The sequence below is a fragment of the Streptomyces sp. GL_148 genome, assembly GCF_057834205.1.
Window position 1 is genome coordinate 7,498,261 of record NZ_CM174396.1, and the last position, 12,516, is coordinate 7,510,776.

At 72.7% G+C, this 12,516-nt stretch carries 11 protein-coding genes; 7 read left to right on the forward strand and 4 right to left on the reverse strand.

Annotated elements, in window-relative coordinates:
- Positions 1–93 precede the first annotated feature (93 nt).
- Positions 94–801, forward strand: coding sequence for a response regulator (locus AC3IYI_RS33890; protein WP_489411773.1), 708 nt, complete (start codon positions 94–96; stop codon positions 799–801).
- On the forward strand, positions 798–1,943 hold the full coding sequence (locus AC3IYI_RS33895; protein WP_489407256.1) for a sensor histidine kinase: 1,146 nt from the start codon (positions 798–800) through the stop codon (positions 1,941–1,943). The genes AC3IYI_RS33890 and AC3IYI_RS33895 overlap by 4 nt, the downstream gene beginning before the upstream one ends.
- Positions 1,944–2,041: 98 nt before the next feature.
- Here AC3IYI_RS33895 and AC3IYI_RS33900 read toward each other — a convergent pair whose 3' ends face one another.
- Positions 2,042–3,046, reverse strand: coding sequence for an NAD-dependent epimerase/dehydratase family protein (locus AC3IYI_RS33900; protein ID WP_489407257.1), 1,005 nt, complete (start codon positions 3,044–3,046; stop codon positions 2,042–2,044).
- 272 nt (positions 3,047–3,318) lie between these two features.
- Between AC3IYI_RS33900 and AC3IYI_RS33905 the strand changes: the two genes are divergently transcribed.
- Positions 3,319–3,672 (forward strand): DUF805 domain-containing protein, encoded by a 354-nt coding sequence (locus AC3IYI_RS33905; RefSeq protein ID WP_489407258.1) that lies wholly within the window; start codon positions 3,319–3,321, stop codon positions 3,670–3,672.
- 225 nt (positions 3,673–3,897) lie between these two features.
- Positions 3,898–6,117, forward strand: coding sequence for an NADP-dependent isocitrate dehydrogenase (locus tag AC3IYI_RS33910; RefSeq protein WP_489407259.1), 2,220 nt, complete (start codon positions 3,898–3,900; stop codon positions 6,115–6,117).
- Between the two features lie 142 nt (positions 6,118–6,259).
- Here the strand turns inward: AC3IYI_RS33910 and AC3IYI_RS33915 are convergent, their stop codons facing one another.
- Positions 6,260–6,715, reverse strand: a complete 456-nt coding sequence (locus AC3IYI_RS33915; RefSeq protein WP_489407260.1) for a hypothetical protein — start codon at positions 6,713–6,715, stop codon at positions 6,260–6,262.
- Positions 6,716–7,075: 360 nt separating this feature from the next.
- Here AC3IYI_RS33915 and AC3IYI_RS33920 point away from each other — a divergent pair, with 360 nt between their 5' ends.
- A complete protein-coding gene (locus tag AC3IYI_RS33920) occupies positions 7,076–8,791 on the forward strand; it encodes a glycoside hydrolase family 71 protein (protein ID WP_489407261.1) in 1,716 nt (571 codons plus the stop codon).
- Between the two features lie 50 nt (positions 8,792–8,841).
- Here AC3IYI_RS33920 and AC3IYI_RS33925 read toward each other — a convergent pair whose 3' ends face one another.
- A complete protein-coding gene (locus tag AC3IYI_RS33925) occupies positions 8,842–9,234 on the reverse strand; it encodes a YybH family protein (protein WP_489407262.1) in 393 nt (130 codons plus the stop codon).
- 105 nt (positions 9,235–9,339) lie between these two features.
- Between AC3IYI_RS33925 and AC3IYI_RS33930 the strand changes: the two genes are divergently transcribed.
- Both AC3IYI_RS33930 and AC3IYI_RS33935 read left to right on the forward strand, forming a co-directional pair.
- Positions 9,340–10,263: a LysR family transcriptional regulator gene (locus tag AC3IYI_RS33930; protein WP_489407263.1), complete on the forward strand. Its 924-nt coding sequence runs from the start codon at positions 9,340–9,342 to the stop codon at positions 10,261–10,263.
- Positions 10,264–10,301: 38 nt separating this feature from the next.
- Entirely contained in the window at positions 10,302–11,573 is a 1,272-nt protein-coding gene (locus AC3IYI_RS33935) for an aminotransferase class V-fold PLP-dependent enzyme (protein ID WP_489407264.1), read from the forward strand.
- Positions 11,574–11,754: 181 nt separating this feature from the next.
- Here AC3IYI_RS33935 and cobF read toward each other — a convergent pair whose 3' ends face one another.
- Complete coding sequence (gene cobF / locus AC3IYI_RS33940) at positions 11,755–12,507, reverse strand: precorrin-6A synthase (deacetylating) (RefSeq protein WP_489407265.1); 753 nt, start codon at positions 12,505–12,507, stop codon at positions 11,755–11,757.
- Positions 12,508–12,516 lie beyond the last annotated feature (9 nt).

Below are 12,516 nucleotides of genomic sequence, written 5' to 3' on the forward strand. Positions count from 1 at the left end.
ATGAGCGGTGACGGCGTGAGCAGTAGCAGTAGCAGCAGCGGTGGCGGTGGCGGCGGTACGGGCGCGGACGGTACGGAACCGGCGCCCGCGCGGATCCTGGTCGTCGACGACGACCCGACGGTGGCGGAGGTCGTCACCGGCTACCTGAGGCGCGCCGGCTACACGGTGGAGAGCGTCGCCGACGGCCCCGCGGCGCTCGCCCGCGCCGGGGCCGTCCGGCCGGACCTGGTCGTACTGGACCTCATGCTGCCGGGTCTGGACGGGCTGGAGGTGTGCCGCAGGCTCCGCGCGACCGGCCCGGTGCCCGTGATCATGCTGACCGCGCGGGGCGACGAGGACGACCGGATCGCGGGACTGGAGCTGGGGGCCGACGACTACGTCACGAAACCGTTCAGCCCGCGCGAGCTGGTCCTGCGGGTCACCTCCGTGCTGCGGCGCGCGGCGGCCGCCGGGGCCACGGCGGCCGCGGGGGCCGGTGCGGCGGAGGCCCGCCTCACGGGCGCCGGGATCACGCTCGATCCGGCCACCCACCGGGCCGCGAAGGACGGACGCGAACTGGCCCTAACGGTCCGCGAGTTCGACCTGCTCGCGCACTTCCTGCGGCATCCGGGCCAGGCGCACGGGCGGGAGGAGCTGATGCGCGAGGTGTGGGGCTGGGACTTCGGAGACCTGTCGACGGTGACCGTGCACGTACGCCGCCTGCGCGCCAAGGTCGAGGAGGACCCGGGGCGGCCGAAGCTGATCCAGACCGTGTGGGGCGTCGGCTACCGCTTCGAACCGGGCGAGGTGGCCGCGGCATGAAGGACCTCCTGCTCATCGCGCTGTTCGCGTTCGGCGGGGCCGTGTGCGCGGGCGCGGCCGGCGCGCTCGTGCTGAGGCTGGTGCGGCACCGGTCGGTGGCGGTGTCCCTGACGGTGATCGCCGCCGTGACGGTCACCGCGATGCTGGCCGGGACGCTCGCCGTGGCCCAGGCGATGTTCCTCTCCCGGCACGACCTCGGGGTGGTCACCCTGGTCGTGGCGATGGCGGCGGTGGTCTCGCTGGCCGTGGCGCTGCTGCTGGGGCGCTGGGTGGTGGCCCGCAGCCGGGAACTGTCGCTGGCCGCGCGGGACTTCGGTGACGGAGGCAGCTTCGCTGCGCCTCCGGGGCTGGCGACCGCAGAACTGGCCGCGCTGTCACGGGAGTTGGCGGCCACGAGCGAGAAGCTAACGGTTTCCAGGCAGCGGGAGCGGGCGCTCGAGACCTCGCGGCGGGAGCTGGTGGCCTGGATCTCGCACGATCTGCGGACCCCGCTGGCGGGGCTGCGGGCGATGTCCGAGGCGCTGGAGGACGGCATGGCGGAGGACCCGGCGCGGTACCACCGGCAGATCCGCACCGAGGTGGACCGGCTGAACTCCATGGTCGGTGACCTCTTCGAACTGTCCCGCATCCACGCGGGGGCGCTCGCGCTGAGCCCGAGCCGGATGTCCGTGTACGACCTGGTCGGCGACGCGCTGTCCGGGGTGCACCCGCTGGCGCGGGAGCGCGGGGTGCGGCTCGACGGCGGAGCGGTGGACCGGGTGCCGGTGGAGGTGGACGGCAAGGAGATGACGCGGGTCCTGGCCAACCTGCTGATCAACGCGATCCGGCACACGCCGACGGACGGCACGGTGGCGATCGCGGCCTCCGTACGGGAGGGCGGGGGAGCGGTGGTCGTCTCCGTGACGGACGGCTGCGGCGGGATCCCGCCGGAGGACCTGCCGCGGGTCTTCGACACGGGCTGGCGGGGCACTGAGGCGCGGACGCCTCCGGCGGGGGTGGCCTCGGTACCGGCGCCTCCGGCGGGGGCGGGGCTGGGGCTGGCGATCGTGCGGGGCATCGTGGAGGCGCATGCGGGGCGGGCCGCGGTGCGGAACGTTCCCGGGGGGTGCCGGTTCGAGGTGACCCTGCCGTTGCCGGCCTGAGCCCGGCCGGGGCCGGGGGCGCCGCCCCCCCCCCCCCCCCCCCCCCCCCCCCCCCCGGCCCCGCGCCTCACACGCCGGCGGGGCTGGATTCGGCGGCGTCAGGCGTGTGCGAAGTCCGTCATGCCCTTCGTGAAGTCGACCTCGGGGCGCCAGCCCAGGTCCGTGCGCAGGCGGTGGGAGTCGGCCGTGATGTGGCGGACGTCGCCCAGGCGGAACTCGCCGGTGATGACGGGGGCGGGGCCGCCGTGGGCCGTGGCCAGGGCGGTGGCCATCTCACCGACCGTGTGCGGGGTTCCGCTGCCGGTGTTGTACGCGGTGCACGCGCCGAGCGGCGTCGAGGCCTCCAGGGCCAGGGCGTTGGCCTCCGCGACGTCGGTCACGTGGACGAAGTCCCGCCGCTGGCCGCCGTCCTCGTACACCTGCGGGGCCTCGCCCCGCGCCAGCGAGGAGCGGAAGAAGGAGGCCACCCCCGCGTACGGGGTGTCGCGCGGCATCCCCGGGCCGTACACGTTGTGGTAGCGCAGCGACACCGCCCGGCCGTCCACGCACCGCGCCCAGGAGGCCGCCAGGTGCTCCTGGGCCAGCTTCGTGGTCGCGTACACGTTGCGGGGATCCGTCGGCGCGTCCTCGGCGACCAGCCCCGGCGTCAGCTCCGAGCCGCAGACGGGGCAGTGCGGTTCGAAGCGGCCGGCGGTCAGGTCGGCGGCGCGGCGCGGGCCCGGGCGGACCACCCCGTGGCGCGGGCACTCGTACCGGCCCTCCCCGTAGACCACCATCGAGCCGGCGAGGACCAGGTCCCGGACCCCGCCCTCCGCCATCGCGGCCAGCAGCACCGCCGTGCCGAGGTCGTTGTGGGAGACGTACGCCGGCGCGTCCGCGAAGTCCTTGCCGAGGCCGACCATCGCGGCCTGGTGGCAGACGGAGTCCACCCCGCGCAGGGCGTTGCGTACGGCCTCGGCGTCGCGGACGTCGGCCCGTACGAACTCGGCGTCGTCCGCCGGGGGGACGAGGTCCAGGACGAGGGGATCGTGGCCGCGAAGGCGCAGAGTGGTAACGATGTGGGAGCCGATGAACCCGGATCCGCCGGTGACGAGTACGCGCATGACCGGGACGCTACGGACTTCAGGGGAGCGCGGCGGGCTCCCACGCCCCGCCGTAAGACTTCCGTCAGGTCTTTTCGTCACGGGCGGCGACGAAACGAGGGCAGAGGGTCTCAAGTTGCGCCCGGTACCGGTGTGTTTGAGCCGTCGAGCGGCGAAAAGTAACCCTTTTGGTGCCTCGTCAAGTGGCTTGACCGCGACGTAAGCGGGGCATAAGTTCTGCCCCGGCTCGCTCCATCGGGGACCGGCCGGCACACCGTCTCTTGGGGGGACCCATGCACTACTACACCGATGTTCTGAAGAAGTACGTCGACTTCTCCGGCCGCGCGCGCCGCCAGGAGTTCTGGATGTTCTTCCTCTTCAACACCGCCGCGCTGATCATCGTCGCCATCCTCGACGCGGTCCTCACCACCTCCCCGCTGCTCTACGGGATCTACGCGCTGGCCACCTTCCTGCCGAACCTCGGCCTCTCCGTCCGCCGCCTGCACGACCAGGGCAAGTCCGGCTGGTTCGTCCTCGTCGCCTTCATCCCGCTCGTCGGCTGGATCTGGGCGCTCGTCCTGATGGCCACCGAGGGTCACCCGAACCCGAACCAGTACGGCCCGAGCCCGAAGGCCGTCCACGCCTGAGCAGGTCCGTGACCGGTAGTGCCTGAGCGTCGCCCTGGCTGAAAGCAGCCGGTGGCGGCGCTTTCGCCGTTTGCGGGGCCGCCCGGGCGGCCCCGGCCACCGAGCGTGACGTGTGTCTCGTGGGGGCTTGCGCCGGGGGGCTGTCCAGACCGGCCCGATCACGAGATATCTTGATGTCGAGCAATGTTGCAGACGAGAGACGCAGACTGTGGAGCGGAGCATCCGGTGACTGACTCGACCATCATCTACACGCACACTGACGAGGCCCCGGCCCTCGCGACGTATTCCTTCCTGCCTGTGATCCAGGCGTACGCGTCGACGGCCGGTGTGAATGTCGAGACCCGTGACATCTCCCTGGCAGGTCGGATCATCGCCAGCTTCCCCGAGTACCTGGAAGAGGGCCAGCGGATCGCGGACGCCCTCGCCGAGCTCGGCGAACTGGCGAAGACCCCGGGCGCCAACATCATCAAGCTGCCCAACGTCTCGGCGTCGATCCCGCAGCTCAAGGCCGCGGTCGCCGAGCTCCAGGGCCAGGGCTACGCGCTTCCGGACTACCCGGACGACCCGAAGAGCGACGAGGAGCGCGAGAACCGCGCCCGCTACGACAAGATCAAGGGCAGCGCCGTCAACCCGGTCCTGCGCGAGGGCAACTCCGACCGCCGCGCCCCCGCCTCGGTCAAGAACTACGCCAAGACGCACCCGCACCGCATGGGCGCCTGGACCTCCGAGTCGAAGACGAACGTCGCCACCATGGGCGAGAACGACTTCCGCTCCACCGAGAAGTCCACCGTGATCGCCGAGGCCGGCACGCTGCGCATCGAGCACGTCGCCGCCGACGGCGCCGTCACCGTGCTGCGCGAGTCCGTACCGGTGCTCGCCGGTGAGGTCGTGGACGCGTCCGTCCTGCACGTCGACGCGCTGCGCACCTTCCTCAACACCCAGATCGAGCGCGCCAAGGCCGAGGACGTCCTGTTCTCCGTGCACCTCAAGGCCACGATGATGAAGGTCTCCGACCCGATCATCTTCGGCCACGTGGTCCGCGCCTTCTTCCCGAAGACCTTCGCCCGCTACGGCGAGACCCTCGCGGCCGCGGGCCTGTCTCCCAACGACGGCCTCGGCGGCATCCTGAACGGCCTGGGCGCGCTGCCCGACGGCGACGCGATCAAGGCCTCCTTCGACGCCGAGATCGCCGAGGGCCCGGCCCTCGCGATGGTCGACTCGGACAAGGGCATCACCAACCTGCACGTCCCGTCCGACGTCATCGTCGACGCCTCGATGCCGGCCATGATCCGCACCTCCGGCCACATGTGGGGCCCGGACGGTGCCGAGGCCGACACCCTCGCCGTCCTCCCGGACAGCAGCTACGCCGGTGTCTACCAGGTCGTCATCGACGACTGCCGCGCCCACGGCGCTTACGACCCCTCCACCATGGGCTCGGTGTCCAACGTCGGCCTGATGGCCCAGGCGGCCGAGGAGTACGGCAGCCACGACAAGACCTTCGAGGTCGCCGCCGCGGGCACCGTCCGCCTGGTCGACGCCTCGGGCGCCACGGTCCTGGAGCAGGAGGTCGCCGCCGGCGACATCTTCCGCGCCTGCCAGGCCAAGGACCTGCCGATCCGCGACTGGGTCAAGCTCGCCGTCACCCGCGCTCGCGCCACCGGCAACCCGGCCGTCTTCTGGCTGGACGAGGGCCGCGCGCACGACGCGCAGCTGATCACCAAGGTCAAGACGTACCTCGCCGACCACGACACCGAGGGTCTGACCATCAAGATCCTCTCCCCGGTCGAGGCCACCGCCTTCTCCCTGGAGCGCATCCGCCGCGGCGAGGACACCATCTCGGTGACCGGCAACGTGCTGCGCGACTACCTGACCGACCTCTTCCCGATCCTGGAGCTGGGCACCAGCGCCAAGATGCTGTCGGTCGTCCCGCTGATGAACGGCGGCGGCCTCTTCGAGACCGGCGCCGGCGGCTCCGCCCCGAAGCACGTCCAGCAGCTGGTCAAGGAGAACTACCTGCGCTGGGACAGCCTGGGCGAGTTCTTCGCACTGGCCGCGAGCTTCGAGCACCTCGCCACCACGACCGGCAACGCCCGCGCCCAGGTGCTGGCCGACACCCTGGACCGGGCGACCGGCACGTTCCTGAACGAGGACAAGTCGCCGAGCCGCAAGCTCGGCGGCATCGACAACCGCGGCAGCCACTTCTACCTCGCCCTGTACTGGGCGCAGGAGCTGTCGCGCCAGACCGAGGACCCGAAGCTGGCCGCCGCCTTCGACCCGCTGGCCAAGACGCTGGCCGAGTCCGAGGAGAAGATCGTCGGCGAGCTCATCGCCGTGCAGGGCGCCCCGGCCGACATCGGCGGCTACTACCAGCCCGACGCCGCCAAGGCCTCGGCGATCATGCGGCCGTCCGCGACGCTGAACGCGGCGCTCGCGATCCTCGGCTGAAGTCCGCCAGGGATGGCTGAGGTCCGTCAGGGCTGAGGCCCACCGCTTCCACGGGTCCGCCCCGGTCGGCAGTCGCCGACCGGGGCGGACCTGTTCGCGGACCTGTTCGCGCACCCGTTTGCGGACCCGTTCGCGCACCCGGTCACAGGGGGTGCACCTGCTCCGGTGCGAAGGCCAGCGGGTCGCGTCCGGCGGCAAGGATCCGCACTCCGGGAGCCACGGCGAGCAGTTCGCGCAGCCAGTCCAGGGCCTCGGACGCGAGGTGTTCGCAGCCGTCGAGGACGAGCAGCATGTCGCGCTCCGCCAGCCACGACGCGGCGTTCGACGTGCCGCACGGCAGGAACGGCATGCCCGGTACGCAGCCCAGCGCGGCGGTCAGGTCCCGGACTCCGAACCGTTGGTCCATGGACACCACGGCCACGCCGTCGTAGAAATTGGACGCGAGCCGTTTCCCGATCTCCCGCACGAGCAGGCTCCGGGGCTCGCGGAACCGTCCTGTGACGGTCAGCACTTTGCCCCGCCGCACGGCGGTGAAAAGACGGGACAGCTCCGCGGAGGCCGCCGGGAACGTACTACCGGCGCCTCTGGATTCCCTCATCGGCACGATGCCCCCCTGCATACGTGACCATCCGCGGCAAGAGGGTAGTTTCAAGCCGCATGGAGATGATTATGCGCCACTTTCTTCGAAAGGCCAGGGGAATTCCCTATTCCGGCGAATCGCCCGTGGCGCCCGGTGATCGCAGGAGTTGTACAGCTGGCGTGCCTTTGTCCAATGACGAAGGAGCCCGTGGGGTGAGGCTCCCGTCGCAGGCGGGGCGCCCGTAGCCCCGCACCCGCCCCGCGGCCCGCTCGCAGCCGCGCCGGGGAACAGTTGTCCGGGGGCCCGGAATCCGCTGTACTTCTGCTGTGCCGCCCGATGCCCGGGAATGGCGCGGGCATATTCGGGGGAGGGGTCAGGATGAGCGCGGACCGGCGTCGGGCAGGGCGGGGCGCGAGACCCGCGTCGCACCGGCGCCGTGCGGGCTTCCGGCGTCGAAGACCCCTGCTGAGCCTCCTCCTGTCCGCCTTCCTCCTCGTGGGCGTCCTCGCCGCGACGGGCCTCGCCTGGGAGCCCCGTACCGTCGCGGACGCACGGGCCCGCTCGGGACCCGTCCCGGCCGGCACGCTGCCCGGGACCCCCGGCGACGGCCCCGCGCCCACCACCACCGGCCCCGCCGCCACCGGCCCGGGCGCCACCGCCCCGCAGAGCCCGGGCGGGCGGTCCCCGGACCCGAAGCCCCAGGGGTCCGGTACGGACGGCGGAGCGCGCCCCACCGGCGCCCTGCCCTTCGACCTGCCTCAGCCGGCCGCCCTGCGCTCCGGCGCCGCCGGCAAGAAGCTGGTCTTCGCCCACTACTTCACCCCGTACCCGCTCTCCCTGGACAACGCGGACGCCGACGTCGACTACTACACCCGCAACTACCTGAAGCCGGACGGGGAGAACGGCAAGCACGAGCGGTACGGCGGCCTGCTGCGCGACCGGCCGCTGCCCGTCCCGCCCCGGACCGGGAACTGGGAGCTCGCCAACCTCCAGCAGGAGGTCCGCACGGCCCGCGCCGCCGGCATCGACGGATTCACCCTCGACCTGCTCTCCCTCTCCGGGAAGAACCGCGAACGCTGCAACCTCCTGATGGAGGCGGCCCGTTCGGTGGACCCGGCCTTCAAGATCATGCTGATGCCGGACATGACCTCCCTGGGCACCGACGACCCGGCCGTGCTCGCCGACCTCCTCGCGGAACTCGGCAAGGCCCCGGCCGCCCACCGGCTCCCCGACGGACGGCTGGTCGTCTCGCCGTTCAAGGCGGAGGAGAAGGGCGTCGCCTGGTGGACCCGGGTCATGGACGTCCTGAAGTCCCGCCACGGCATCCGTACCGCGTTCGTCCCGCTCTTCCTCGACTTCGGCGCGCACAGCGGCGCGTTCGAGCCCATCAGCTACGGATTCTCCGAGTGGGGCAGCCGCAGCTACGTCGGCCAGGAGAGCTCCACGCGCGACGTGCGGCGCGCCCACGCCGCGGGCAAGATCTGGATGCAGCCCGTATCCGTCCAGGACGCCCGTCCCAACCAGGGCATCTACGACGAGGCGGGCAACACCGCGACCCTGCGCGCCACATGGAACCGCGCCATCGAGGACGGGGCCGACTGGGTCCAGCTCACCACCTGGAACGACTACAGCGAGGGCAGCCAGTTCGCGCCCTCCCTGCACAACGGCCACGCCTACCTGGACCTTTCCTCGTACTACCTCACCCGGTTCAAGACGGGCGGCTGGCCGAAGATCGTCCGGGACACGCTGTACCTGAGCTCGCGCACCCAGTTCGCCGCCGCCGACCCGAGCGGCGGCCAGTCCCTCGTGATGTCGCTGCGGGGCGGCAGCGCCGCGGCCCGGGACACGGTGGAGGTGCTGAGCTTCCTGACCGCGCCCGCGAGCATCCGTACGGCCGTGGGGGCGGCCGAAGACGCGCACGCGGCCCCGGCCGGGGTCCACTCCGAGCTGCTGCCCCTGAGTCCGGGCGCCGGCTCGGCGGCCGTGGTGCGGGACGGCAGGACCGGGGCCCGGGTGGAGCTGCGCTACCGGGTGGACCGCAGGGTGGAGGTCCAGGACCTCCAGTACCACGCCGCCAGCAGCGGCCGGAGCTGAGTCCGCCACGGCGGACGACTGCGCCCGCCGGCGACCTGAGGCCGGCACTCCTACGAGGCTCCGCCCGGGGCCGGTGCGAACTCCGGCTGGTCCAGCAGCCGGAGCCAACTGCCGTCCGGCTGGCGGCGTACGACCTGGGCGCGGGCCCCGGTGCCGTCGCTCGGCGGGGTGGAGGTGAGGGCGATGCCCTCGCTCACCAGCGTCGGCAGCGCAGGCTCCGGCTCGAAGCGGGGCCGGTTCACCAGCACCTGCTCCCACAGGGCGCGGATGGCCTCCCGCCCGACCGTCAGCTCGCCGGGCGGGAAGGCCATCACGGCGTCCACCTCGTAGAGGGCGGCGACCCCGGCCGCGTCACCGGCGTTGGAGCGCTCGACGAACAGGCGGGTGATGTCCTCGGGGTGCAGGGCCTTCTCGTACGACGCGTAGTCGGTGGTCTCCGGCACGGTTTCCTCCTGCGTTCGGCGATCGTTCCGGGTGCGGTTCAAGCCTCGCTGCCCGGTGATCAGAAGTCCAACAGCTGGTTCTGCTGAGAGCTAGAATCTCCCGTCATGGAACTGAGGCAGCTCGAATACTTCGTCGCGGTCGCCGAAGAACAGAACTTCACCCGCGCCGCCGAGCGCGTCCACATCAGCCAGTCCGGGGTCAGCGCCCAGATCCGCCGCCTCGAACAGGAACTGGGGGCCGAGCTCTTCGACCGCTCCGGCCGCACCGCCACCCTCACCGTCGCCGGCAAGGCCGCCCTCGACCACGCCCGCGCGGCCCTGGCCGCCACCGGAGCCCTCGCCCAGGCGGTGGGTGAGGTGACCGGCCTGATCCGCGGCCGCCTCACCGTCGGCATGGTCGTCGGCTGCACCCTCACCCCCCTCTTCGACGCCCTCGCCGCCTTCCACCGGGCCCACCCCGGTGTGGAGATCGCCCTGCTGGAGGACAACTCCGACCGGCTGGTGCAGGCCGTGCGCACCGGCGCCGTCGACCTCGCCCTCGTGGGAACCGCCGCCACCACCCCCGACGGGCTGGAGGCGCTCACCCTCATCAGCGAGCGCCTGGTCGTCGCCGTCCCGCCCGGGCACCCTCTGGCCGGAGCGGAGCGGGTGACCCTCCGCGACCTCGACCGGTACCCGGTCATCTGCATGCCGCCGGGCACCGGACTGCGCACGGTGTTCGACCAGGCCTGCGCCGGACAGGGACTGGAACTCGCGATCGCCCTCGAGGCCGGCGCCTCCGACGCCATGGCGGACCTCGCCGCCCGCGGCCTCGGGGTCGCCGTCCTGAGCGCTTCGATGGCCGGCTCCTACCGGGACCGGCTCACCGCACGGACCATCGAGGACGTGCAGACCCCGGCCCTGCTCTCCCTGGTGTGGCGCGACAGCCGCAGCCCCGCCGTACGGGAGCTGCTCCTGCGGTGCCGCCGCGCCTTCGTCCCCGCGATGGCCGCAGGAGGGGCTGTCGCTCCGGTGGACGGCGGGGCATGATCGGGCCGACAGCCGCGTCGCACCCACGGAGGTCCCACGTGCCCCAGCCAGCCCAGCCCGCCGAGCCGACCGACCGTGCTGAGCGCGCCGACCGTGCCGAGTGCGCCGATCGCGCCAGTCGAGTCGACCCCGCCGACGCCGCCGGGCGGTCCGGGGCCGCCTCACGCAGCGGGTCCGTGCGCCGTCCCGCCGAATTCCCGGGCGGGCGGGAGCTGTTCCGGCTCTCCGAGGACGTCAGCCACCTGAACCACGGGTCGTTCGGCGCGGTGCCGATCCCCGTCCAGGAGACACAGGCCGCCCTGCGGGCCCAGGCGCACGCCGACCCCGACACCTTCTTCATCGGCGCCGCCGACCGGCTCGTCGAGGCCCGGACCCGGATCGCCGCCCGGCTCGGCGCCGATCCGGACGGACTCGCCTTCGTGTCCAACGCCACCGAGGCGGCCAACGTGGCCCTGGACGCCGTGGAGTTCGCCGCCGGCGACGAGATCCTGGTCACCGACCACGGCTACGGCACGGTCGTCGCGGCCGCCGCCCGGCGCGCCCCGCTCACCACCGTGGCCCTGGGCACCGGCCTCCCCGACGAGGACGCCGTACGGGAAGCCGTGCTGGCCGGGGTCACCCCGCGGACCCGGGTCGCCGTACTCGACCACATCAGCTCGCCCACCGCCCGGATCATCGCCGCGCCCCGGCTGCTCGCCGAACTCGCCGAGCGGGGCGTCACCACCCTCGTCGACGGCGCCCACGCCCCCGGCATGATCCCCGACCCCCTGGGCGGGGGCGCCGACTTCTGGTTCGGCAACCTCCACAAATGGGCCTACGCCCCGTCCGGCACCGCGATCCTGGCCGTCGCCCCGCACCACCGCGACCGGGTCCGCCCGCCGGTGCCCTCCTGGGAGGACCACCACGGCTTCCCGCGCTCCGTGGAGAACCGGGCCACCTTCGACTACACCGGCTGGCTCGCCGCCCCGGACGGGCTCGACCTGCTGGAGGAGCTCGACGCCGCCAAGGTACGGGCCCACAACAGCGCGCTGGCCGCCTACGGCGCGGCCCTGCTCGCCGGGATCCCGGGAATCGCCCCGCTCCCGCACACCGAGGGCCTGGCCCTGCGCACGCTGCGGCTGCCGCCCGGGATGGCCGAGACCCCGGACGCCGCCCGCGACCTGCGCGAGCGGATCGCGGCCGAGCAGCGGATCCGGGTACTGATCTGGCCCTGGCCGGGCGGCGGCGGCATCCGGGTGAGCGCGCAGATCTACAACCGGGCCGAGGAGTACGAACGGCTCGCCGAGGTCCTGCCCGCCTACCTGCCCTAGGGCCTGTCGTCAAACTCCCGTCTGCCGCGCGACGCCTGGCACGTGCTCTCGCCGCGCCGGGCGAAAGCCCGAGTACGTCCAGTACGCGTACTTTCGCCCGGCGCGCCGAGAGCACGCACCAGACGCCGCGCGGCCGCCCTTCGGGCGACGACGGGAGTTTGACGACAGGCCCTAGACCGCCTCAGCCGCGCCGGAGCAGGTACGTGTCCATGATCCAGCCCTTGCGGGCGCGGGCCTCGGTGCGCAGTTCCTCGATCCGGCCGGCGACCTCCGCCAGCTTCCCCGAGACCAGGATCTCGTCGGGGGTGCCGACGTACGCACCCCAGTAGATGTACAGGTCCTGGTCGAGGTGGGCGGTGAAGGCGTGGCGGGCGTCCAACATCACCACCACGTCGTCCACGTCGGCCGGCCAGCCCTCCGCGAGCCGGCGCCCGGTGGTGATCTGGACGGGACGGCCCACCCGGTTGAGGTTGGTGCGGTGGCGGGCCAGCAGCGAGGAGATGCTGCTGATGCCGGGCACCACCTCGTGCTCGAAGGCGACCCGGCCCTTCTCCAGCACCTCGTCGAGGATCGCGAGCGTGGAATCGTAGAGCGAGGGGTCGCCCCACACCAGGAACGCGCCCGTCTCCCCCTCCGCCAGGTCCTGCGCGATGAACCGCTCGAAGAGCTCGGCCCGCGCGCTGCGCCAGCCGTCCACCGTGGGGGTGTAGTCGGAGGGCGTCCGGTCGCGGTCGGGATCGCGGCCCTCCACCAGCCGGTGTCCGGGGCGGGCGTGCGCGTCGAGCATCGCGCGCCGCAGCCCGGTCAGATCCGCCTTCTCCTCGCCCTTCTCCAGGATGAGGAATGCGTCCGCCGCGCCGATCGCCTTGACCGCCTGGAGGGTCAGGTGGTCCGGGTCGCCCGCGCCTATGCCGATCACTGAGAACTTCTTCACCCGGCTATT